This is a genomic window from Methylogaea oryzae, assembly GCF_019669985.1.
Taxonomy (GTDB): domain Bacteria; phylum Pseudomonadota; class Gammaproteobacteria; order Methylococcales; family Methylococcaceae; genus Methylogaea; species Methylogaea oryzae.
This window is the reverse complement of the sequence record NZ_AP019782.1, coordinates 478,931-501,000: the sequence shown is the minus strand read 5'-3', so window position 1 is coordinate 501,000 and position 22,070 is coordinate 478,931. Positions and strand designations below refer to the sequence as shown.

The window sequence follows — 22,070 nt, the reverse complement described above, 5'->3', positions numbered from 1 at the left end:
CCGCCCACTCCCCCCGTTGCCGACCATCCTCGCTAACGCCGCAACCCCGGGAGTCACGCATGAACGCCTTGTCCGCCATCCTCGACGTCATCATCAGCCTGTCCTTCGTCTACCTGCTGCTCAGCCTGATCTGCACCGCCAGCGTCGAATACCTGGAAATCCTGCTGAAAAAACGCGGCCGCTTCCTGCGGCTGGGACTGATGGAACTGCTGGCCGGCGACAACAACGACAGCCTCGCCAAACCGCTGGTGGACGCCGTTTACAACAATCCGCTGGTCTACGGCCTATACCAAAACGACGCCAAGGAAGGCGGCATGTTCAAGCCCAGCAACCTGCCCTCATATATTCCTTCCAATACCTTCGTCCTCGCCCTGCTGGACGAAATCGCCCAAAAGCAAACCGGCGACCAACCCGCCGCGCCGCCTAAAACCGTGGACGACATCGCCCACGTCATCGCCAACACCACCCTGCTGGACGACGGCCAAAAACGCGCCCTCGCCAGCCTGCTGGCGGCAGCCAAGGACGACTACAACGCCGCCATCAAGCAACTGGAAACCTGGTACGACACCGGCACCCAGCGGGTGTCCGGCTGGTACCGCAAGCATACGCAACAACTGTCGCTGATCATCGCCGCCGTCCTGGTGGTGTGCCTCAACGTCAACACCCTCGCCATCACCCAGGCCTTGATGGTCGACGACACGCTGCGAAACCAGATCGTCGCCAATGCCGACGCCTACATGGTCAAGAATCCGGCCGCGCCCACGGCGGGGGTAAACGAAAAAGCCTTGCAAGACCAAATCCAAGACACCCAGATGGCGTTGGCGTCCCTCAAACTGCCCATCGGCTGGCAACGGAGCGAAGCCAAAGCCGGCGAAAAACAATCCGGCGAAAAAGACCGTTGCGTTGCCTATGTGGAAATTTTCTTCGGCTGGCTCATCTCCGCCATCGCCATCTCCTTCGGCGCGCCGTTCTGGTTCGACGTGCTGAACAAGGTCATGCAATTCCGCTCGGCGCTGAAGCCGCTGCCGAAAGCGTAAGCGGAAACCGTAGGCGGTGCGGACTTATCGCTCCGCCCGCTTGAAGCGGTGGATTTGGCGACGCTCTTTTTTGTCGGGACGGCTTTCCGATTGCAGGCCGTAGTCCCATTGGTCGCGTCTTTGCTGGGCCAGTTGCTGGCGCTTGGCGAGGCTCTCCGGGGTTTCTTCGTAGAGCAGCGCGGCTTCCTTGGCGGGGCGGCGCTGGGCGATGAGGGCCGTCACGGTGACGTCCCATTCGTATTGGTCTTTGTGGATGACCAAACGGGCGCCGGCGGCGATTTCCTTGCTCGGCTTGGCGCGCTGGCCGTTGAGGTGGACCTTGCCGCCGCTGACGGCGTCGGCGGCGAGCTGGCGCGTCTTGAAAAAGCGCGCCGCCCACAGCCATTTGTCCAGGCGGATTTTGCTGTCGGCTTCCGCCTGGGCCATAGGAATCAGGCCGGCGTAGCGATGGCGCCGCCGGCGTCTTTCCACGCGCCGAAACCGCCGGCCAGGCTCAGCGGCTGGTAGCCCAGCTTTTGCAACGCTTCCGCCGCCAGGGCGGAGCGGCCGCCACTTTGGCAGTACACCAGGATGGGGCTTTGCTTGTCGTCCTTGAAAACCGGAATGTTGTCGATCTTGAACTCCAGCACGCCGCGCGGGATGTTCACCGCGCCGGGCAGGCAGCCGGCGGCATATTCGGCCGGCTCGCGCACGTCCAGCACGCGCATGCCGGCCGCCTGGCCTTGCGCGTCGGCCACGGAAATTTCACGGATGTTTTGCTTGGCGGCGGCCACCAAGTCCATTGCGGTCAATGCCATGGCTATGTCTCCCGTTCAGGTTGCTGATGCCAGCATATTAGCAGAAGCTACTTTTCCCGCAACGGTGCGGAGTAAAATCAGCCGCGCAGTTCTTTCGGCAGGGAAAACACCACTTTTTCCTCGATGCCCTGCACTTCCGCAGCGCCCTGGCCGCCCCATTCCTGCAAGCGGCTCACCACGTTCTTCACCAGGATTTCCGGGGCGGAAGCGCCGGCGGTCACGCCGATGTGGTTCACGCCTTCCAGCCATTCGCGCTGCATCTGGTCGGCGTCGTCGATGAGGTGGGCCTTGCGGCCGAGTTTTTCGGCGATTTCCCGCAGGCGGTTGGAGTTGGAGCTGTTTTTGGAGCCCACCACCAGGATCAGCTCGCAATCGGCCGCCAGCTTTTTCACCGCGTCCTGGCGGTTCTGCGTGGCGTAGCAGATGTCGTCCTTGCGCGGGCCAACGATTTTCGGGAAGCGGGCGCGCAGGGCGTCGACGATGCCTTGGGTGTCGTCGATGGACAGGGTGGTTTGCGTCACGTAGGCCAGGTTGTCGGGATTCTTCACTTCCAGCTTGGCGATGTCGTCCACCGACTCCACCAGGTAGATGCCGCCTTGCGGGCTGTCGTATTGGCCCATGGTGCCTTCCACCTCCGGGTGGCCGGCGTGGCCGATGAAAATCAGCTCGCGGCCTTGCGCGGCGTGCTGGTGCACTTCGATGTGCACCTTGGTCACCAGCGGGCAAGTGGCGTCGAACACCCGCAGCTTGCGTTCCTTGGCCTCTTCCTGAATTTCTTTGGATACGCCGTGGGCGCTGAAAATCACCGTGGCGTCGGCCGGCACTTCGTCCAGCTCTTCCACGAACACCGCACCGCGATCACGCAAACCGTCCACCACGTAGCGGTTGTGCACCACTTCGTGGCGCACGTAGATGGGGGCGCCGAAGGCTTCGATGGCCCGTTCCACGATTTCGATGGCGCGGTCCACGCCGGCGCAAAAACCACGGGGATTGGCGAGTACGATTTGCATGATGGTTCAACCGTTAATTCTTGGGTGGGTTAGTAGGGAATTGTGCCACGGGCCAAGGGTTAGGGCAATGGCGGTTCCGGCGCTACGCGGCCGTGGCGCCATTGCGTCTCGCCGCCCGCGCCGCGGGCCAGCAGCCGCGCCAGCACGAACAGCAGGTCGGACAGGCGATTCACGTAAGCGTAAGCGGCCGGACTCACGCGCCCTTCCAGCAACAGAGGCGTCAAACGCCGCTCGCAGCGTCGGCACACGCTGCGCGCCACGTGGCAAGCGGCGGACGCCGGACCGCCGCCGGGCAGGATGAATTCTTGCAGGGGCGGCAGGCCGGCATTGCCGTAGTCCAGCCAACGCTCCAGCCACTCCACTTGGACCTGGCCCACGCTGTCGCGGCCGGGCAGGCTCAAGTCGCCACCCAGGTCGAACAGCGCATGCTGGATTTCTTCCAGGCAGGGCAGCCACTGGGGCGGCAGCGGCTGGGCCGCCAGCCAGCCGATCAGGCTGTTCAGTTCGTCCACTTCGCCCAGGCACTCGATGCGCGCATCGTGCTTGGGCAATCGGCTGCCGTCGGCCAAGCCGGTGGTTCCGGCATCGCCGCCGCGGGTGACGATACGGCTCAAGCGATGGCCCACGGCGCTACACCAGTTTGCTGGAACTGACGACAATGCCGTCCTCGTCGGCGTAAACGTAGTGGCCGCTGCGGAAATTGACGCCGGCGAAGGTGATGAGGATGTCCCGCTCGCCGTGGCCGCGCTTATGGCTTTTCAACGGATGGGCGTGCAAAGCGCGGACGCCGATGGGCAGGCCGGCAATGGCCGCCGTGTCGCGGATGCAGCCGTAAACGATGATGCCGCTCCAGCCGTTGTCCAGCGCCAGCTTGGCCAGGTCCTCGCCCAGCAGGGCGCAGCGGTGGGACGCGCCGCCGTCCACCACCAGCACCTTGCCCTCCACTTTTTGCTCCAGGGCTTGGCGCAGCAGCACGTTGTCCTCGAACACCTTGAGGGTGGCTATCTCGCCGCAAAAGGACGGCTGGCCGCCGTAGCTGCGGAAGGCCGGCTCGGCGATTTGGAAATGCTCGGTGTCGCCGTGGCGGTCGCACAAATCGGCGGTTTTTATCGCGCAGGTCATGGTGGTTCTCCCAAAGAGGTTTGTGCGAATGGGCCGGAACGCCCGGCGCCGCTCAAGAAAAAGCCCGCGTCATCCTCGCGCGGGCCTCTCCTTGTCGCCATCCGCGGGCCGGATGTGTTCAGGTGGAAATCACGATCTTACGCGGCTGCACGGCGGCCCGCTTGGGAATGGAAATTTCCAGCACGCCGTTGCTGCATCGGGCGGTGATGCCCTCGGCGTGGGCCGTGTCCGGCAGGGAGAAGCGGCGGTAAAACGCGCCGTGCACGCGTTCGATGCGCTTGTAGCCTTCCTTCGCCGCGTGGGCCTCGGTTTCGCGGAAGCCTTTTACGGTGAGGATGCCGTTCTCCATGGTCACCTCGATGTTTTCCGGTTTCACGCCCGGCACGTCGGCATACAGCACATAGCCGTCGGCTTTTTCCTTGATGTCCACCGGCGGCGTCCACTCGGCGGTGGCAACGCTGCCGTCGCCGCCCCGCGCCTCCATCGATCGCTCCAACTCCCGCTGCAATTGGTGCAGCAGGCTCCAGGGTTCGTTACGGGTCATGGCTTGTTACCTCCGCTTGGGTTGCCTTCCAATTGAATATTGCACCCGCACCGGAGGAATTCAAGGCGAAATCCGCCGCCTTAACCCACCCAAACCCTGGCGTTGCAGAACATGCGCAGCCACGGGCCGTCTTCGCCCCAGCCGTCCGGATGCCAGGAGTTCTGCGCGGTGCGGAAGCAGCGCTCCGGGTGCGGCATCATGATGGTGAAGCGGCCGTCGGTATTGGTCAGGCCGGTGATGCCGAAAGGCGAACCGTTGGGATTGGCCGGATAGCGTTCGGTCGGGCTGCCGTAGTTGTCCACGTAGCACAGGCTCACCAGCTCCCGGTGCAGCACGGTGGCCGGGTCGCGGCTGAATTCGGCGAAGCCTTCGCCGTGGGCCACGGCCACCGGCATCCGTGAGCCTTCCATGCCGCGCAGCAGGATGGAGGGCGACGGACGCACTTCCACCATGGCGACGCGCGCCTCGAACTGCTCCGACACGTTGCGCACGAAGCGCGGCCAGTGCTCGGCGCCGGGGACCAGATCGCGCAGCTGCGCCATCATCTGGCAGCCGTTGCACACGCCCAGGCCGAAGGTGTCGCCGCGGCGGAAAAACGCTTCGAACTCGTCCCGCGCCCGGCCGTTGAACAGGATGGACTTGGCCCAGCCGCCGCCGGCGCCCAGCACGTCGCCGTAGGAGAAGCCGCCGCAGGCGGCGAGGCCGGCGAACTCCTTCAGGCTGACGCGGCCGGCGATGATGTCGCTCATGTGCACGTCCACCGCCGCGAAGCCGGCCTTGTCGAAGGCCGCCGCCATTTCCACGTGGCCGTTGACGCCCTGCTCGCGCAGGATGGCGACGCGGGGACGGGCGGCGGCCACATACGGCGCCGCCACGTTCTCGCCCGGATCGAAGGTCAGATGGGCGTGCAGGCCCGGATCGTGCGGATCTTCCAGGGCGTCGAACGCCTGGCGAGCGCAGTCGGGATTGTCGCGCAGGGCCTGCATGCGGTAGCTGGTTTCCGACCAGGCCCGTTGCAGTTCGATGCGGGGCTTCTCCAGCAAGACGGCGGAACCGCTGCGAATCCGGATGTGCTGGTCGGCCAGGGGAGCGCCGACGATGTGGCTGCACAGGTCCAATCCTACTTCCCGCAAGCAACCCAGCACGGTGGCCGCCGCGTCGGCCTTCACCTGGATCACCGCCCCCAGTTCCTCGTTGAACAGGGCCGCCAGGGCGTCGCCGGCCAGCGGTTCGAGGTCGATGTCCAGGCCGCAGTGGGCGGCGAAAGCCATTTCGCACAGGGTCGCCAGCAGGCCGCCGTCGGCCCGGTCGTGGTAGGCCAGCAACAGACCCTCGTCGCGCAGCACCTGGATCGCGCCGAAAAAGGCTTTCAGGCGCTCGGCATCGTCCAGGTCCGGCACTTGGCTGCCCAACTGGCCGTACACCTGGGCCAGGGCCGAACCGCCCAGGCGGTTTTTGCCCGCGCCCAGGTCGATGAGGATCAAGCGGCTGTCGCCCTGGTCCAGCCGCAACTGCGGCGTCAGAGTGCAGCGCACATCCAGAACCGGGGCGAACGCCGTGACGATGAGGGACAGCGGCGAAGTCATGGTCTTGTCGCCGGCCGCGTCCTTCCACACGGTTTTCATGGACAGGGAGTCCTTGCCCACCGGAATGGCGATGCCCAGTTGCGGGCACAGCTCCATGCCCACGGCGCGCACCGTGTCGAACAGGGCGGCGTCCTCGCCGGGGTTGCCGGCGGCGGCCATCCAGTTGGCGGACAGCTTGATGTCGCCGATGCCCTTGATGGATGCGGCGGCGATATTGGTGATGGCCTCGCCCACCGCCATGCGGCCGGACGCCGGGCCGTCCACCAGGGCCAGCGGGCTGCGCTCGCCCATGGCCATGGCTTCGCCGGTGTAGACCGTGTAGCCGCTGGTGGTGACGGCCACGTCCGCCACCGGCGTCTGCCAGGGGCCGACCATTTGGTCGCGGGCCACCAGGCCGGTGATGGAGCGGTCGCCGATGGTGATGAGGAAGGTTTTGTCCGCCACCGCCGGGAAGCTCAGCACCCGCCGGACGGCATCGGCTAGGTCGATGCCCGCCAAATCCAAGCCGGGCACGTTGGGAGCCTGGTGGGCCACTTCGCGGTGCATTTTCGGCGGCTTGCCGAACAGCAAGGACATGGGGATGTCGATGGGACTGTTGCCGAACTCGCGGTCGGCCAGCAACAAATGCTCGTCCTCGGTGGCGTGGCCGATCACCGCGTAGGGGCAGCGCTCCCGCTCGCAGAAAGCGCGGAACGCTTCCAGTTCCTCGGCCTTCACCGCCAGGATGTAGCGTTCCTGGGATTCGTTGCTCCAGATCTGCATGGGCGACATGCCGGGATCGTCGCTGAGCACTTCGCGCAGCTCCAGTTTCCCGCCGCGGCCGCTGTCGTGGATGATTTCCGGCACGGCGTTGGACAGGCCGCCCGCCCCCACGTCGTGGATGGAGATGATGGGGTTGGCATCGCCCAGGGCGGTGCAACGGCTGATGACTTCCTGACAGCGGCGCTGCATTTCCGGGTTTTCCCGCTGCACCGAGGCGAAGTCCAAATCTTCCGCCGCTTCGCCGGAGGCTTGCGAGGAAGCCGCGCCGCCGCCCAGGCCGATGAGCATGGACGGGCCGCCCAGCACCACGATGGGCGTGCCGGGCGGGATGTCCTGCTTATGGGTGTGCATGGGACGGATATTGCCCATGCCGCCGGCGATCATGATGGGCTTGTGGTAGCCGCGCAGCTGCTTCTCGTCCGTGCCCGGCACGGCCTGCTCGAAGGTGCGGAAATAACCGGCCAGGGCGGGCCGGCCGAATTCGTTGTTGAAGGCCGCGCCGCCGATGGGGCCTTCCAGCATGATGTCCAGGGCGGTGGCAATGCGGCCCGGCTTGCCGAAGTCTTTTTCCCAGGGCTGCTGGAAGCCGGGGATGCGCAGATTGGACACGGTGAAGCCGGTCAGGCCCGCCTTGGTCCAGGAGCCGCGGCCGGTGGCGCCCTCGTCGCGGATTTCGCCGCCGGAGCCGGTGGCCGCGCCCGGATGGGGCGAAATGGCGGTGGGGTGGTTATGGGTTTCCACCTTCATGAGGATATGGGCCGGCTCGTCCTGGTAACCGTAAGCGCCGGTTTTGGGGTCGCGCAGGAACACCCGGGCCTGATGCCCTTCCATGATGGCGGCGTTGTCGCTGTAAGCGGAAATCAGGCCGGCCGGGCTGTGCTCGGCGGTGTTGCGGATCATGCCGAACAGGGACTTGTCCTGCTCCTGGCCGTCGATGGTCCAGCGGGCGTTGAAGATCTTGTGGCGGCAGTGCTCGGAATTGGCCTGGGCGAACATCATCAACTCCACGTCGGTGGGGTTGCGCCGCAAAGCGGTGAAGCTTTCCGCCAAGTATTCGATTTCGTCTTCCGACAGAGCCAGCCCCAGCTCTTCGTTGGCGCGCCACAGGGCGGGCTTGCTTTCCTCCAGCAGCGGGACGTAACGCAAGTGGCCCGGCTCATGGGCGGCGAACAATTGCTGCTCGTGGCCCTTGCGCAGCACCGCCTGGGTCATGCGATCGTGCAGCAGGGCTTCGATGGCTTGGCGCTGCGGCAACGTCCAGGTGGCGTGGCTGTGGATATGGTAGGCGATGCCCCGCTCGATGCGGCGCACGGCGTCCAGGCCGCACTGGCGGGCGATGTCGGTGGCTTTGCTCGACCAGGGCGAGATGGTGCCCAGGCGCGGCACGATCAAAATCGCCTCGCCTTCGGCCTCTTCGGCTTGCTGGCCGTAATGGAGGATGTCATGCAGCGTGGCGGTTTCCGCTTCGCTCAGGGCACGCCGGCAATCAGCGAAATGGACGTGGCGGGCGGAAACGGCGCAAATATGCCCGTCCACGCCGCGCAGGGTTTCCAGCAGCTTGCGCAGGCGAAACGGCGACAGGGCGGACGGACCGGGGATGGTTAGCAACATAACGTTCTCGGCAGGACGGTGATAATCGTGTGGGTTCGGACACGCTCCGCGTTTAACGGGCGCCACCCAGGCAGGGATGCGCCGAATGGATCGGCGCCGCCTTGGTTAAAGAGGTGCGTCGTGGCTCGACGGGCGAAGCAAGATGCCATCGGGCGCGAAGATCGGGGGCCTTGCCGCCCCCGATCAGGGAGCGTCTTCCTCGTCCCCGGGGCGCTCGTTCTCCGGCGTGGTCTCGCCGCGCCGACGATCAGGCTCCGGCTCGGAAAGCGCGACGATCTTCTTCTGGATGAGTTGCAGCAGCTGGTAGCCCTCCCCTTCCGCTTGAGCTTTCTCGCCAGCGCCATCGAACACGCGCACCTTGGTCAAAACGTCCCCCAGGTCCTCCAGCCGCACCTGGTACTCACGCTCGTCGTCCCGATGCTTGGAACCGCCGAAAGGCGCCAGGAGGTCGTCGCTCCAGCTCGGCTCGAACGGCTTGGCGTTCTCCGAATAATAGACGTACAGCACTTTCTGCGAACGGTTCTTGTCCTTGATTTCCAGGCGCAGGCGATTGATGGCCTTGTCCACCATGGTCCAGGCGTTGGGGAAAGGCGCTTCGATGGCGATATGGGGGCTGGTGGAGTCCTTGGCCAGGACGGCAGTCAGCTCCGCGCCCACCGGGGACGGCCGGTACTTGCCGATGGGACTGTCGGCAATGGCGCCCGCCGGGGAGGGAGGCGCCGCGCCGGCCGCCGCCGTCCCTGCCGCCGCGGCGGCAGGGACGGGCTCGGGGGGCTCGTCCGCATAGCCGGGCGGCCCGTCCATCGTACCGACCAGATTGGGGGGAATTTCCAGCGGCGGAATTTCCGTGCTGTAGCGGTATTCCTTCTGCTTGTCGGGGAACCAGCTTTGCACCGTGCTGCAAGCGCTCAGCCCCATGGCCAACGCACTGGCCGTCGTCGCTTTAAGAAAACGATTCATAACGTTCAAATGACTCCCGCCTGCCGCATGGCCGACCGCACCGCTTCATGGCAAGGGTCCGACAGCCAAGTGAGGGGCAAGCGGATGCCGGCTTTCATCAAACCCATTTGCTGCACCGCCCACTTCACCGGGATAGGATTGGATTCGATAAACAAGTCGCGGTGCAACGCCTCCAGCTTGGCGTCCAGCGCTTGGGCCAAAGCCGCGTCGCCGGCCAGGGCCGCCGCCACCATGTCATGCATCAAGCGCGGCGCCACGTTGCCGGTGACGGTGATGGTGCCGTCGCCGCCCAGCAGGCAAAACTCGCGGGTGGTGGCGTCGTCGCCGGAATACAGGGCGAAGTCCGCACCGCACAAGTCGCGGATTTGCTTGACCCGCTCCAGCTTGCCGGTGGCTTCTTTCACGCCGACGATGTTGGGCACGCCGCACAGCCGGCCGACGGTTTCCGGCAGCATGTCGCAGCCGGTGCGGCCGGGCACGTTGTAGAGAATCTGCGGGATGTCCACCGCCTCGGCCACCGCCTTGTAATGGCGGTACAGGCCTTCCTGGGTGGGCTTGTTGTAATAAGGCGTCACCAGCAGGCAGGCGTCGGCGCCGGCTTGCTTGGCGGCGCGGGTCAGGCTGATGGCTTCGGTAGTGGAATTGGCGCCGGTGCCGGCGATCACCGGAACGCGGCCGGCGGACTGTTCCACCACCCAGCGGATGACGTTGCAGTGCTCTTCCTCGTCCAGCGTAGCGGATTCGCCCGTAGTGCCCACCGCGACGATGGCGTCGGTGCCTTGCTCCACGTGGAAGTCCACCAACCGGCGCAGACTCGTCACATCCAAAGAGCCGTCAGCCTCCATCGGCGTCACCAACGCTACGATGCTACCTCGAATCATGCCTTGTCCAAAAATCCTAAGGAAACGTGCCATGTTACCCCGCCGGACGGCGGCCTGACAAGACGACGCCACCGCCCTCGGCGGGCAATAGGAAAAATCCCGTGATACACTTTCAGCCTTGCTTTTTTTGGTCCTGGAGACTGCCGTTGCCATGCAGCTAATCGTCACCGCCGTGGGGGCCAACCCCACCGACATGATCGAGGAACTGAGCCGCGCCGTTAAGGAGAGCCGTTGCTCCGTCGAGGAGGCCCGCATGACCGACATGGCGGGCGACCTGGCCGCCTGTTTCATGGTGGAAGGCAACTGGAACCACGTGGCTCGACTGGAAACCTCCCTGGAAGCCTTGGCCAGCCGCTTCAACTGGAAGCTGCGCACCCATCGGGTCGAAGAAACCCCGCAGGAGCAGCCCGACCTCATCCCCTATTCCGTGGACGTATACGCCGCCGACCAGCCGGGCGTGCTCAACGAGGTGGTGTCCTTTTTCTCCTTGCGCGGCATCCGCATCCACGACGTGGCGGCCAGCCGCTACGACGCGCCTTACAGCGACTCGCCGCTATTCACCGCCCATTTGATCGTCAAGGTACCGGCCGCCGTGCGCGTGATTTCCCTGCGGGACGAATTCCTGGACTTCTGCGACCACGCCAACCTGGACGCCATCATGGAGCCCATCAAGCGCTGAACGACATATGAGCGAAATCACCATAGGACAAGCGGTACCCGACTTCACCTCCCCCGCCACCGGCGGCAAAACCATCGCGCTGGCCGAGTTGCGCGGCAAGCCCGTGGTGCTGTACTTCTACCCCAAGGACAGCACCCCCGGCTGCACCCAGGAAGGCCAAGCCTTCCGCGACAACTTCGCCCAGTTCCAGGCCCACGACGCAGTGATCCTGGGCGTATCGCGGGACAGCCTCAAGTCCCACGAAAATTTCAAGTGCAAGCAGGAATTCCCCTTCGACCTGCTGTCCGACCCGGACGAAACCCTGTGCCGGCTGTTCGACGTCATCAAGCTGAAGAACATGTACGGCAAACAGGTCATGGGCATCGAACGCAGCACCTTCCTCATCGGCCGCGACGGCAAACTTGCCAACCAATGGCGCAAGGTGAAAGTGGCCGGCCACTGGGCCGAAGTGCTGGAAGCCATCAAGAATCTCGCCCCTTAATTCGTAGGGTGGGTTAGGCGCGCACCGCGCTCATCGAGCGAAAGCCGCAACGGCTTCGCCGCGCGCCGTCACCCACCGCTGTCCCGATACAACCCCACAATAACGGAATCCCAACCCCATGAACGTCATCGCGCGCATCGCGCAAGAATTGGCCGTGGCCGCCCGCCAAGTGGAAGCCGCCGTGAAGCTGCTGGACGAGGGCGCCACCGTGCCCTTCATCGCCCGCTACCGCAAAGAAGCCACCGAGGGCCTGGACGACACCCAGTTGCGCAACCTGGAAGAGCGGCTGCACTACCTGCGCGAGCTGAACGCCCGCCGCGAGGTGATCCTGGAAAGCATCCGCGAACAGGGCAAGCTGACGCCGGAGCTGGAGCAGGCCATTCTGGAAGCCGAGACAAAAACCGTACTCGAAGACCTCTACCTGCCCTATAAACCCAAGCGCCGCACCAAGGCGCAGATCGCCCGCGAAGCCGGCCTGGAACCGTTGGCCGACAGCTTATTGGCCGATCCGACCCTGGACCCGCGCGCGGAAGCCGCCAAGTTCATCGACGAGGAGAAAGGCGTGGCCGATGCCGACGCCGCCCTGGAAGGCGCCAAGCAAATCCTCATGGAGCGCTTCGCCGAGGACGCGGAACTCACCGGCCGGTTGCGCGAAAAGCTGTGGAATGAGGCCATCGTCATCTCCCGCGTGGTGCCCGGCAAGGAGCAGGAAGGCGCCAAGTTCCGCGACTATTTCGAATACGACGAACCGCTGTCGAAAATTCCCTCCCACCGCGCCCTGGCCCTGCTGCGCGGCAGGGGCGAAGACGTGCTGCGGGTGGACGTGCAGCCGGGCAAGGAACCGGACCTGGCCCACCAGGCTTGCGAAGGCCTGGTCGCCCACCGCTTCGAGGTGCAGAACCTGGGCCGCCCCGCCGACGCCTGGCTGGCGGAAGCCGTGCGTTTCGCCTGGCGCATCAAGCTGTTCACCCGCATCGAGCTGGACCTGATGCAGCGTTTGCGCGATGCGGCGGAAGAGGAAGCCATCCGCGTCTTCGCCCGCAACCTGAAGGATTTGCTGCTGGCCGCCCCGGCCGGCGCCAAGGCCACCATGGGCCTGGACCCCGGCCTGCGCACCGGCGTGAAAGTGGCGGTGGTGGACGCCACCGGCAAGGTACTGGACACCGCCACCATCTACCCGCACCAGCCGAAGAACCAGTGGGACCAATCCATCGCCGTCCTGGCCGCTTTGTCCGCCAAGCACGGCGTCAAGCTCGTCAGCATCGGCAACGGCACCGCCAGCCGCGAAACCGACCAGTTGGCCGCCGACCTGATGAAACGCCATCCCGAATTGGGGCTGACCAAGATCGTCGTCTCGGAAGCCGGCGCCTCGGTGTACTCGGCCTCGGAGCTGGCCGCCAAGGAATTCCCCGACCTGGACGTGTCCCTGCGCGGCGCCGTCTCCATCGCCCGCCGTTTGCAAGACCCCCTGGCGGAACTGGTTAAGATCGAACCCAAGGCCATCGGCGTCGGCCAGTACCAGCACGACGTCAACCAGGGCCATCTGGCCCGTAGCCTCGACGCCGTGGTGGAAGACTGCGTGAACGCCGTGGGCGTGGACGTGAATACCGCCTCCGTGTCGCTGCTGCGCTACGTGTCCGGCCTGTCGCAGACCATCGCCCAGAACATCGTCGAAGCCCGCGACGCCAACGGCGCCTTCAACAGCCGCGACGACCTGCTGAAAGTGCCGCGCCTGGGGCCCAAAACCTTCGAACAAGCCGCCGGCTTCCTTCGCATCACCAACGGCGCCAACCCGCTGGACGCCTCCGCCGTGCACCCGGAAGCCTATCCGGTCGTCCACAAAATCATCGCCGCCACCGGCAAGGACGTGCGGGAGATCATCGGCAACGCCGCCTTGCTCAAAAGCGTCAACGCGGAAAACTACGTGGACGAGCGCTTCGGCCTGCCCACCGTCACCGACATCCTGAAGGAACTGGAAAAGCCCGGCCGCGACCCGCGCCCCGAGTTCAAGACCGCCACCTTCAAGGAAGACGTGCAGGAAATTTCGGACCTCAAGCCCGGCATGTGGCTGGAAGGCGTGGTGACCAACGTCGCCAATTTCGGCGCTTTCGTCGACATCGGCGTCCATCAGGACGGCCTGGTGCACGTCTCGCAACTGGCCGACAAGTTCGTCAAAGATCCCCACGAAGTGGTCAAGGCCGGACAGGTAGTGAAAGTGAAAGTGCTGGAAGTGGACGCGCCGCGCAAACGCATTTCGCTCAGCATGAAGAGCGACGCCCAGGTTACGGAAAGCCGTCCGGCGGATAAGAAAGCCAACGATCCGCGCGCGAAGCCGCGCAACAACCCCGCCCCGGTGCCCCGCTCCAGCTTGGCGGACGCTTTCGCCAAGGCCAGAAGCAAATAGCTGCCTCATTGCTGGGGAAAGCGAAGCGAGGCGGCAATGTCCGCCCCGCTTCACCAGGGACCACGCCGACCCGCTCGCGCCCTTTCATAGGACCAAGGACAGCCCCATGCCCCAAAGACATCCTCCTCTCGCCTGCCTGATCGCCGGACTTGCCCTGTTCTGCGCCGGGCAGATTCATGCGGGCACGGCGGACACCTTGGCCTTCGACGGTCGCGCCAAAACGCCGGACGGGGAAAGGCAAGCCCAGTTGCTGCTCACTTGCCAACCCGAGCACAACAACCTGAACCTGCAATTGGTCGTGTCGGGAGCCTATCCCGAGCCGCAGCAATTCGATTACGACGCGTTCGAAGGCCCCGCCCCCACGGCCGGCAAAACCAAGCTCACCGTGCTGAGCGTCACGGGCGCGCAAGGCAAGCACGAGCTGCGCACCGACATCGGCGGCTGGTACAGCGCCGAAGTCCAGGGCGCCTTCGTCTTCTCCACCAACCAGTACTCCGCCATCCGCCGGGACTTGGCCGATGTGGCCGCCGCCATGGCCCAGGGCGAATCGACCCTGAGCTGGGTCCAGCAAGGCTACGCCGATCGCCTGCGCAAAATCGAAGCGGCCTTCCCCTTCCACACCGCCGCCTCGCAGCGAATACAGGCGACGGTCGCCGGCTGCCTTGCCAAGGCGAAGAAGACCAAGCGCCGACCTTAGGACATTGCCCGTGCCCCTGAACCATAGAACCCGCTGGTCGCTGATGTTGCTGGCATCGCTTGCGCTGGCGGGCTGTTCGGGCGACGAAGCGCCGGCCAAGAGCGGCGCCAAGCGGCCGAGGCCGCCGGAAATGGTGCGCCTCCCCGCCGGCAGTTTTCAGATGGGCGCCGCCAGCGACGAAGCCGACAGCGCCGACGACGAACGGCCGCTGCACACGGTGCAACTCCAGGCTTTCTACCTGGGCCGCTTTGAGGTGACCGTGGCCGAATTCGCGGCATTCGTGGCCGACAGCGGCTATCGAGCCGGCTCCTCCTGCTGGACCTACGAAGGCTCGCCCGCCACGGTGGAGGAACGCGCCGGCCGCGACTGGCAAAACCCGGCTCTGCCCCAGAGCGGCAACCATCCGGCGGTGTGCGTCAGCTGGGAAGACGCCAATGCCTATATCCGCTGGCTGAACGGCAAGACCGGCCGGCATTACCGCCTACCGACCGAAGCGGAATGGGAATACGCCGCCAAGGCCGGCACCGCCGGCGCCCGCTATTGGGGCAACAGCGAAAGCCGGGCGTGCCGCTATGCCAACGTGGCGGACCACAGCACCGAGCGGCAGACCGACTGGCACGTGGACGACCCGTTCCACTGCGACGACGGCTACATCCACACCGCCGCCGTCGGCAGCTACCGCCCCAATGCCTTCGGCCTGTACGACATGCTCGGCAACGTGTGGGAATGGACCTGCTCGGCCTACACGGCACGCTACGACGGCACGGAAACCACCTGCGGCGGTCAAGCGGGCTACCGGGTGTACCGCGGCGGCTCCTGGGGCAACGAGCCGGATCTGGTGCGAGCGGCGCTACGCGGCAGGGAGGACCCCGAGACGCGGGACAACGGCATCGGCTTCCGGCTGGCCCATGACTAATTATTTCAAGTCTTAGTCCGTGTAGTTATGTGGTGAGCGGCAGCGAACCGCATCGAGCGCGAACGACCGGTTTCGCGGGCTCACCGCACCCGACAGCCCCACGGAGCTAGGAAAGATCAGACAAGAACTCGTCGAGCTGCAGCCGTTTGAATTCATGGGTTTGCGCCAGGCGCTGGTCTTCCTCCGTGTTATAGCCCCACATGCCGAACAACAGCTCCACGGCGGCAAGCGCCGGTTCCTGGCTGACTTTGACAAGGGTCAGCAGCCGATCCTCGACAAAACGGATCGGCTGTCCGGGGTGGCGCTCCAGCAACAGCTTCAGCACCTCCGCCTTGCTCATGTTGCGGTCCAGGCCGAAGATCCGCTCGTCCGGCAACTCGACCCGATTGCCGGACAGGATCATCTTCACAAAGCGTTCCTGCTTGGTGGTGACGACGTACCAGGTGTTGGTCTGGCCGAGCTTGGCCAACTTTTCCGCCATGCCCGGATAGAGCGAATTTTCCCGTATCCACTCGGCCGGGTTCGCGGCGATCCATTCGTCGCGGGTAGCGCCGAACAAGGCCTTCAACTCGCCGCTGTCCACCCCCGCCTCCCGCATCAGCCGCTGGAATTCGGTCGCGTAGCTGCCAAACAGGGTTTCCACGGAAGCGCCCAGGTGCAGCATGCGCATGGCGAGGATCGCTTCGTAGCCCGTCTCGATGACCGGCCTGACTTGGCGGAAAGCCTCGACCTTATCCGCCGGAGCGTCCCTGGGCATGTCGCCCCACAAACGGCAGGCGGCTTTCCAGCCGGAGATTCCGGTTTCCAGGGCGCTGTCGCAAATGACGCCGTCGAAGTCGAGGGCGTAAACAATCGAATGGTTCATCGAGTCAAAATCTACGTTGGTTTATGGAATGTGCGCGAGGGGCGCCAGGATAAGAGAGATTCGGCTTCGGCAAAAGCGGGTGGGCTGGGTAGAAACGACGAACCCCCGGCGGCTTGCGGCCCCACCCAGCCCACGAGCTTCCCGCTCAGTGAGTCCCGAAGCGCCGGTCTATTCTCCCAGCGCCTGGGCAACGGCCCGCTGGAAGACGGTTTCATCGGGTTCGATGCCGGTCCACGCTTGGAAAATCTGCATAGCCAGCTGAACCAACATTTCGACCCCGTCGACAATCGGGCAGCCTTTGGAACGCGCCGCCTGTAAAAACGGCGTGATGCGCGGGTTGGTAATAACATCGACGACGGTAGTGGCCGCCGGGACGCTGTCCCAGGCGACCGGCACCGGCTCCAGCGCCGGCGCACAGCCCAGGTGGGTGGCGTTCATCAGGATGTCGGTGCCCGGCGGGACGACGACTTCGCCGCGCCATGGCAGCCATTCGGCGGGAACGCCCGATGCCTTGGTCACCGTTTGCGCCACTTCGACGCCTTGCTCCTCGCGCCGGGTGACGAGGGTCAGCTGCGACGCGCCGGCCCAAGCCAGTTCCACCGCCATCGCCCGGCCGGCACCGCCGGCACCGAGCATAACCACCCGCTTGCCTTGGATCGGCGTTACCTTCTTGATGGCTTTGACCACGCCCTTGCCGTCGTTGTTGTGCCCGACCAGACGGCCGTCCTCGACGGTCATATAGTTGGCCGCACCGATGGCCCGAACGTCGTCGTCCACCTCGTCAAGGTGCGGGATAGACACCACCTTATACGGTACGGTGATGCAGGCGCCGGAAAAGCCCAATGCCCGGACGCCGGCTATCGCGGCGGCGATTTTGTCTGCCGAGTCGACGTCGCATTTCCAGAACTGCCAATGCAGGCCATAGCGGGCGAAAACCGCATCGAACATCCGATCAATAGGGTTCTCCGCAACCGGATGGCCGAGCATGCAAGTCAGTTGTTTTTGCGGCGGTAGTGTTGCGTTTGCCATGGCGATGCCCCTTGTCGTTACGGGTGATGGAATAAGCGATATTTGGATCAGGACAGGAAAATTGTAGCGCTGGGCCAGCACTCACAAAGCAATATAATCCGCGCTATTCCAAAGCCCCCAACCGCGCCGCCAATACCACGTCGCCGGCGAGGCAAGCGCGGCTTCGTCCACAGAGGCAGGGGATGCCTCAGCCGATAGGCTGGGTGGCGGCAAGGGAGCCCCCGCGCCCTTGCCACGCGCCGGTCATGCCGCATCGCTTGGCGCCGGGGTGCGGCCGCAGGCCGGCAATCGCACCCGCCACCGTGATTTCCCTTATTGCTGGTTCAGCGTTTGCGGCAGCAGGCGCTTAGTTTCCCGCTCGGATATCAGCGTCGCCCGGAGGGTATGGACGAGCTGCTGGGAAGGTGGATTGGCGCAGCACGGCGCGAGCAGGTTGTTCGCCTCGTAGGGGTCGGCGTCCAGGTCGTACAGTTCCCACTCGTCGGGCACGCGGTACTCGGAAACCGTACCGTCGGGATTGCCAGGGGCGGTGCCGACGAATCGCGGGTTTTCGAAGTAGCGGCTGTATTTGTACAGCACGCCGTCGATGCGGGTGACGACGGTTTCGATGTGATGGGGCTCGATGGTGGGCGTGTACGCCTGCTGCACCACGGTTTGGTTCCACGCCTTGCCCAGCGTGCTCACCAGATCGTCGCCGGACTGCATCATCTGGCGCGAGGCCAGCGTCTGCACCACTTTGTTGACGCTGACTTCGTTCAAGCCCTGGTCCACTTCGTCGTCGGTCATGAAGTAAATGCTGCGCGCAGGCTCCGGTTGGTTGTCCAGCAGCGGCACCAGGCTTTCTCCCACCAGGGTCCGCGCTTCGGTGTAGTCCCGCGCAAGCGCCTGGCGCGCCGCTTCCGCGTCGATGCCGGCGAGTTCCAGCACCGTGGGCAGCAAATCCACATGGCTGGTCGGCGTATCGACGACCTTGCCCGCCTTGCCCGGTTGGCGAATGACGAGAGGCACGTGGATGGTCTCTTCGTACACGTTGTACCACTTCTGGTGCATGCCGCCGTGCGAGCCCAAAGCATCGCCATGGTCCGATGTGAAAATGACGACGGTGTTTTGGCTCAGCGCCGGGCAGCTGTCCAAGGTGTCGACCACCTGGCCTATCAGCGCGTCCGTGACGCTTTGCAGGTAGAAATAAAGCTGCCGGTAGCGTTCCCGCGTGGGCTGCGGGTAATAAAAGTTGCCGTAGTTGATGACGTAATCTTTCTGGCAACGCGGCTTGCAGGTCAGGTCTTCGTCGGCGGTGGGCGGTGCGGGAAACTTCGGCAAGTCGCCGTAGGGGACGCTGGGCAAGCCCAGCAGCGTCCAGCCCTGCCCCGAGAAAACGATGTCGTGGGGATTGACGAAGGAGCAAACCATCAGCCAGGGCGGCAAGTCCTCGCCCGTCAGCGCCTGTTGGTTGAGCTGTTGCAGCGAGTCCACCGCCTGCTGGGCGAAGCCCGGGTCGCGGATGATGCCGGCATTGTTGGCCAGCGCGCCGTGGGGCTCGGGACCGATCCAGCCGTCGAAACCGTATTGGCCCAGGCGATTGGCGGCCTGGTAAGCCCTGACCCGGTCCGGATAGGGCGTGCCGTCGGCGGCATTGCTGAGCAAGGCGGTATGGGTGCCCGGTATCGTCAAGTCCTGGTCGGAGATGTGCCATTTGCCGTGGTAGAGGGTTCGATAGCCGCCGGTGCGGAAATAGTTGCCCATAGTGGGCACGGTATTGGGCGGCAACCAAAACAGGCCCGGATCCTGGGAATTCTTGGCCAGGCCGCTGGTCTGCGACACGCCGTGCAGCGAGGGATATTGGCCGGTGAACAAGGACGCGCGGCTGGGTTCGCAAGCGGTCGCAGCGGCGTAGTGGCGCTGGAAGGAAACGCCTTCCTGCAACAGCCTGGCCCGGTTCGGCATGTGCTGCTGCCTATAACTTTTTTCCGTTTCGGTTTCGTAAGCGGGCGGAAAACGCTCTTCGTCGGTCATGATGATGAGGATATTGGGTCGTTTTACCATGGCGGTTTCTCTTGGGTTGGCTGCTTTTCATGGTCGGGGTCGGCGGCTGTCGATCCGATCCCGTGCAATCGTTCACGCCGGAAACTCGTTGGAAAGCGCCCATGAACGGCATCCTTACCCCAGTTCCCTGAATCATCTCCGATTGGCGCGCAAGCTAGCTCGCGCGAAGAACAGTACCGCAGGCCCGACTCGATGTATGCAGGCCCAGGATTACAGGAAAGTCATCCCAAACTTACCCGGCCGGCTCGGCTAAGACTTTTCTATGCGACGACAGCAACAGAGCTCAGCGTCGGCGCAACCGCCGGGCGTGAGCGGGCCTAACGGCCGGCCGACCGCCACGATCTTTTGAAATCGCGCATCGACTATCGGATGATGTCCCCGCCGGGGTCTACGCCCTATCCGCTGTTCAACCATTTCAACCGAACGCCCCGGCTCGGCGCTCGTTTAAACGTCTAACAATCCGGGAGCGGCTTGCCATGGCCAGAGGGAGTCACATACGGCGGTTTATCGTTTGCATTCCGGCCCTGCTGGCGGGAGCCGCGGCCGTAGCGGATGGCGGCATCCCCCTGGGCGTCGCCGCCGGCGACGTGTCTGCCGACAGTGCCGTGCTATGGGCGCACGGGGCCGGTTCGGGAGCGCTGCGTTTCCAATTGGGCAAGCAGTGGCGCGAAGTGCCGGTGGACGAAAGCAGCAACTACAGCGGCAAAACGCTGTTTCACGGTTTGCGGCCAAACCGGCTGTACCACTACCGCGTCAGCTTCCGTGCCGCCGCCACCGCCGACTTCGGCCCGGCTTCCCAGGGTGAGTTCCGTACCGCTCCCGACGCCCAGCAGCCTAGCCCCCTGCGCTTTGCTTGGGGCGGGGATTTGGCCGGACAAAACGTTTGCCGCGACCAAGCCGAAGGATTCCCCGCCTTGCGCGCCATCGACGCCATGCCGTTGGATTTTTTTGTCGGCCTGGGCGACATGATCTACGCCGACAACACTTGCGAAGCGGTCGGGCTGTTCGGTAACGCGCAGGTCAAAGGCGACTTCGGCCCGGCGGCGGACATGGCGGATTTTTGGGCGCATTGGCGTTATGCCCGGCAGGATCCGGTGTACCGGCGCTTGCAAGCCAAGCTGCCCTATTACGCCGTGTGGGACGACCACGAGGTGGTGAACGACTTCGGCCCGTTGCAAGACACCCGCCAGCAGGAACCGTATACGCCCGGAAAGCATTTGATGCCGCTGGGGCTGAAGGCGTTTTTGGACTACAACCCCATCGCGGAGCTGCCCCATACGCCGCAACGCTTATACCGCAATATCCGCTGGGGCAAACAGGTTGAGCTGTTCTTCTTGGATACCCGGCAATACCGCGACGCCAATGCGGCCCAGGATTCGCCGCAACAGCCCAAATCGCTGCTGGGGCGCGAGCAATTGGCCTGGCTGAAGGCCTCTTTGAAAGCCTCCGATGCCGTCTGGAAAATCATCGTCACCAGCGTGCCTTTGTCGATTCCGACCGGCTTTCCGGAGGGCAACGGCCGCGACGGCTGGGCCCATTACGATCAGAGCACCGGCTTCTCCAACGAGCTGTCGGACATCATCGGCTTCATGCATCAAAACGCCATCGGCAACTCCCTTTGGCTCACCACGGACGTGCATTTTGCCGCGGCGTTTCGCTACACGCCTTATGCGGACGATCCGGATTTCAAAATCCACGAAATTGTCAGCGGCCCGCTGAATGCCGGACTTTTCCCCAACGACAAATTCGACCCGGCATTCGGCGCGGAACGGCTGTTTTTTTATGGCCCCAAGGACAGCGGCGCGGTGAAAACCTGGGATGAAGCCAAGCTGTGGCTGAATTACGGCAGCGTCGCGGTGGACGAGCGGGGCCGGCTGACCGCCAACCTTCATCGCGCCGATGGGCGCATCGTTTATTCCCTGGTGCTGCCGCCGTAACGGCCGTCGCCGCTCCGATCCGGAGGCAAGCCTGGGACGCTGGCTACGTCTTGGTGATTTCGTAGATGTAATGCTCGCCGGCCTCGTTCGCCACGCTGGCCGCCACCGAGCAAGCGAAGCCGAAGGCCGCGCCGATGCGCTTGGGGTCGTGCTCTTCGCCGACGAATTGCGAGTAAGGGATATAAATCCTCGCGCCGTCGTTGATATAAGCGGGAACCTGGCGGAAAAACCGCTCGAGGATTTCCCTGCCGCCGTCCGCGTTCAACCCGTATGTCCCGTCGGACGGGTAATAGTTGAAGTTGAACATGATGGCGTCGAGCTTCACCGGCGGAACGTCGGCGAATAAATCGCTGTGGATGAATTCGATGGGAGCCAGGGCGGGATTCAAACCCAGGTTTTCCTTGGCGCAAGCCACGGCGTCCCGGTTGAAATCCACGCCGTACACGGTGGAACAGCCGATTTTTTTCAGCAGGAAAGCGAAATAACCGCTGCCGCAGGCCATGTCCAAGGCGACGCCGACCGGTTGCTGCCTCAGCATGAAGTCGCCGACGAACGAGCTGGTGATGCCGAAATCCGACGGGAAAACGTTTTTGGCGATTTTCAGCCGGATGCCGTCCTGCTCGACGAAATAGGGCTGCCGCTCCAAATAGACCGACAGCTCTTTTTCCCGTCTCCCGATGCTGATGGGTTCCTTCGACATCGTCGTCAC

Annotated in this window: 20 protein-coding genes; 7 read left to right on the top strand and 13 right to left on the bottom strand. The window is 64.3% G+C overall.

The genetic code is table 11. The annotated features are described in order from the left end of the window. The first annotated feature begins 59 nt into the window (after positions 1–59). Positions 60–1,037 (top strand): hypothetical protein, encoded by a 978-nt coding sequence (locus tag K5607_RS02560; protein WP_054773204.1) that lies wholly within the window; start codon positions 60–62, stop codon positions 1,035–1,037. A gap of 24 nt (positions 1,038–1,061) precedes the next feature. Here the strand turns inward: K5607_RS02560 and K5607_RS02555 are convergent, their stop codons facing one another. The 9 genes from K5607_RS02555 to dapA all read right to left on the bottom strand — a co-directional run bounded on the left by K5607_RS02555 (position 1,062) and on the right by dapA (position 10,310). Further along, complete coding sequence (locus tag K5607_RS02555; RefSeq protein WP_054773205.1) at positions 1,062–1,463, bottom strand: RNA-binding S4 domain-containing protein; 402 nt, start codon at positions 1,461–1,463, stop codon at positions 1,062–1,064. A gap of 5 nt (positions 1,464–1,468) precedes the next feature. Beyond that, a complete protein-coding gene (locus K5607_RS02550) occupies positions 1,469–1,834 on the bottom strand; it encodes a rhodanese-like domain-containing protein (RefSeq protein ID WP_221048095.1) in 366 nt (121 codons plus the stop codon). A gap of 77 nt (positions 1,835–1,911) precedes the next feature. Then, positions 1,912–2,844: a 4-hydroxy-3-methylbut-2-enyl diphosphate reductase gene (gene ispH, locus K5607_RS02545; RefSeq protein ID WP_221048094.1), complete on the bottom strand. Its 933-nt coding sequence runs from the start codon at positions 2,842–2,844 to the stop codon at positions 1,912–1,914. A 59-nt stretch (positions 2,845–2,903) separates the two neighbouring features. After that, on the bottom strand, positions 2,904–3,470 hold the full coding sequence (locus K5607_RS02540; RefSeq protein ID WP_221048093.1) for a cob(I)yrinic acid a,c-diamide adenosyltransferase: 567 nt from the start codon (positions 3,468–3,470) through the stop codon (positions 2,904–2,906). 4 nt (positions 3,471–3,474) lie between these two features. Then, a complete protein-coding gene (gene rraA, locus K5607_RS02535; protein WP_054774738.1) occupies positions 3,475–3,966 on the bottom strand; it encodes a ribonuclease E activity regulator RraA in 492 nt (163 codons plus the stop codon). A gap of 118 nt (positions 3,967–4,084) precedes the next feature. Next, positions 4,085–4,510 carry an Hsp20/alpha crystallin family protein gene (locus K5607_RS02530; protein WP_054774739.1) on the bottom strand — a complete coding sequence of 142 codons (426 nt, stop codon included), beginning with the start codon at positions 4,508–4,510 and terminating at the stop codon, positions 4,085–4,087. 80 nt (positions 4,511–4,590) lie between these two features. Beyond that, positions 4,591–8,469 (bottom strand): phosphoribosylformylglycinamidine synthase, encoded by a 3,879-nt coding sequence (purL, locus tag K5607_RS02525; RefSeq protein ID WP_221048092.1) that lies wholly within the window; start codon positions 8,467–8,469, stop codon positions 4,591–4,593. A 183-nt stretch (positions 8,470–8,652) separates the two neighbouring features. After that, complete coding sequence (gene bamC / locus K5607_RS02520; RefSeq protein WP_221048091.1) at positions 8,653–9,429, bottom strand: outer membrane protein assembly factor BamC; 777 nt, start codon at positions 9,427–9,429, stop codon at positions 8,653–8,655. Positions 9,430–9,434: 5 nt separating this feature from the next. Continuing rightward, positions 9,435–10,310, bottom strand: a complete 876-nt coding sequence (gene dapA, locus K5607_RS02515) for a 4-hydroxy-tetrahydrodipicolinate synthase (protein ID WP_054773592.1) — start codon at positions 10,308–10,310, stop codon at positions 9,435–9,437. Between the two features lie 118 nt (positions 10,311–10,428). Here dapA and K5607_RS02510 point away from each other — a divergent pair, with 118 nt between their 5' ends. The 5 genes from K5607_RS02510 (at position 10,429) to K5607_RS02490 (ending at position 15,487) form a co-directional block, all read left to right on the top strand. After that, positions 10,429–10,989 (top strand): glycine cleavage system transcriptional repressor, encoded by a 561-nt coding sequence (locus tag K5607_RS02510; protein WP_221048090.1) that lies wholly within the window; start codon positions 10,429–10,431, stop codon positions 10,987–10,989. Between the two features lie 7 nt (positions 10,990–10,996). Then, positions 10,997–11,470 carry a peroxiredoxin gene (locus K5607_RS02505; RefSeq protein WP_054773594.1) on the top strand — a complete coding sequence of 158 codons (474 nt, stop codon included), beginning with the start codon at positions 10,997–10,999 and terminating at the stop codon, positions 11,468–11,470. A gap of 118 nt (positions 11,471–11,588) precedes the next feature. Continuing rightward, on the top strand, positions 11,589–13,874 hold the full coding sequence (locus tag K5607_RS02500) for a Tex family protein (RefSeq protein WP_221048089.1): 2,286 nt from the start codon (positions 11,589–11,591) through the stop codon (positions 13,872–13,874). A gap of 106 nt (positions 13,875–13,980) precedes the next feature. Continuing rightward, positions 13,981–14,571, top strand: a complete 591-nt coding sequence (locus K5607_RS02495) for a hypothetical protein (protein ID WP_156302439.1) — start codon at positions 13,981–13,983, stop codon at positions 14,569–14,571. Positions 14,572–14,581: 10 nt separating this feature from the next. After that, positions 14,582–15,487: a formylglycine-generating enzyme family protein gene (locus K5607_RS02490; RefSeq protein ID WP_221048088.1), complete on the top strand. Its 906-nt coding sequence runs from the start codon at positions 14,582–14,584 to the stop codon at positions 15,485–15,487. Between the two features lie 106 nt (positions 15,488–15,593). Here the strand turns inward: K5607_RS02490 and K5607_RS02485 are convergent, their stop codons facing one another. The 3 genes from K5607_RS02485 to K5607_RS02475 all read right to left on the bottom strand — a co-directional run bounded on the left by K5607_RS02485 (position 15,594) and on the right by K5607_RS02475 (position 19,424). Continuing rightward, positions 15,594–16,352, bottom strand: coding sequence for an HAD family hydrolase (locus K5607_RS02485; RefSeq protein ID WP_054773598.1), 759 nt, complete (start codon positions 16,350–16,352; stop codon positions 15,594–15,596). Between the two features lie 168 nt (positions 16,353–16,520). Next, complete coding sequence (locus K5607_RS02480) at positions 16,521–17,339, bottom strand: shikimate dehydrogenase family protein (protein ID WP_246598934.1); 819 nt, start codon at positions 17,337–17,339, stop codon at positions 16,521–16,523. 354 nt (positions 17,340–17,693) lie between these two features. Then, positions 17,694–19,424 (bottom strand): sulfatase-like hydrolase/transferase, encoded by a 1,731-nt coding sequence (locus K5607_RS02475; RefSeq protein WP_221048087.1) that lies wholly within the window; start codon positions 19,422–19,424, stop codon positions 17,694–17,696. A 476-nt stretch (positions 19,425–19,900) separates the two neighbouring features. Here K5607_RS02475 and K5607_RS02470 point away from each other — a divergent pair, with 476 nt between their 5' ends. Beyond that, on the top strand, positions 19,901–21,361 hold the full coding sequence (locus tag K5607_RS02470) for an alkaline phosphatase D family protein (RefSeq protein ID WP_221048086.1): 1,461 nt from the start codon (positions 19,901–19,903) through the stop codon (positions 21,359–21,361). Positions 21,362–21,404: 43 nt separating this feature from the next. Here K5607_RS02470 and K5607_RS02465 read toward each other — a convergent pair whose 3' ends face one another. Further along, positions 21,405–22,061, bottom strand: a complete 657-nt coding sequence (locus tag K5607_RS02465; RefSeq protein WP_221048085.1) for a methyltransferase — start codon at positions 22,059–22,061, stop codon at positions 21,405–21,407. Positions 22,062–22,070: the final 9 nt, after the last annotated feature.

Excerpts from the sequence above, each read along its gene's own strand:
- ispH (WP_221048094.1), bottom strand. The coding sequence starts at position 2,844 with ATGCAAATCGTACTCGCCAATCCCCGTGGTTTTTGCGCCGGCGTGGAC.
- K5607_RS02560 (WP_054773204.1), top strand. The coding sequence starts at position 60 with ATGAACGCCTTGTCCGCCATCCTCGACGTCATCATCAGCCTGTCCTTC.
- rraA (WP_054774738.1), bottom strand. The coding sequence starts at position 3,966 with ATGACCTGCGCGATAAAAACCGCCGATTTGTGCGACCGCCACGGCGAC.
- K5607_RS02495 (WP_156302439.1), top strand. The coding sequence starts at position 13,981 with ATGCCCCAAAGACATCCTCCTCTCGCCTGCCTGATCGCCGGACTTGCC.
- bamC (WP_221048091.1), bottom strand. The coding sequence starts at position 9,429 with ATGAATCGTTTTCTTAAAGCGACGACGGCCAGTGCGTTGGCCATGGGG.
- K5607_RS02505 (WP_054773594.1), top strand. The coding sequence starts at position 10,997 with ATGAGCGAAATCACCATAGGACAAGCGGTACCCGACTTCACCTCCCCC.
- K5607_RS02475 (WP_221048087.1), bottom strand. The coding sequence starts at position 19,424 with ATGGTAAAACGACCCAATATCCTCATCATCATGACCGACGAAGAGCGT.
- K5607_RS02555 (WP_054773205.1), bottom strand. The coding sequence starts at position 1,463 with ATGGCCCAGGCGGAAGCCGACAGCAAAATCCGCCTGGACAAATGGCTG.
- K5607_RS02480 (WP_246598934.1), bottom strand. The coding sequence starts at position 17,339 with ATGCTCGGCCATCCGGTTGCGGAGAACCCTATTGATCGGATGTTCGAT.
- K5607_RS02485 (WP_054773598.1), bottom strand. The coding sequence starts at position 16,352 with ATGAACCATTCGATTGTTTACGCCCTCGACTTCGACGGCGTCATTTGC.
- purL (WP_221048092.1), bottom strand. The coding sequence starts at position 8,469 with ATGTTGCTAACCATCCCCGGTCCGTCCGCCCTGTCGCCGTTTCGCCTG.
- K5607_RS02530 (WP_054774739.1), bottom strand. The coding sequence starts at position 4,510 with ATGACCCGTAACGAACCCTGGAGCCTGCTGCACCAATTGCAGCGGGAG.
- K5607_RS02465 (WP_221048085.1), bottom strand. The coding sequence starts at position 22,061 with ATGTCGAAGGAACCCATCAGCATCGGGAGACGGGAAAAAGAGCTGTCG.
- K5607_RS02470 (WP_221048086.1), top strand. The coding sequence starts at position 19,901 with ATGGCCAGAGGGAGTCACATACGGCGGTTTATCGTTTGCATTCCGGCC.
- dapA (WP_054773592.1), bottom strand. The coding sequence starts at position 10,310 with ATGATTCGAGGTAGCATCGTAGCGTTGGTGACGCCGATGGAGGCTGAC.
- K5607_RS02500 (WP_221048089.1), top strand. The coding sequence starts at position 11,589 with ATGAACGTCATCGCGCGCATCGCGCAAGAATTGGCCGTGGCCGCCCGC.
- K5607_RS02550 (WP_221048095.1), bottom strand. The coding sequence starts at position 1,834 with ATGGCATTGACCGCAATGGACTTGGTGGCCGCCGCCAAGCAAAACATC.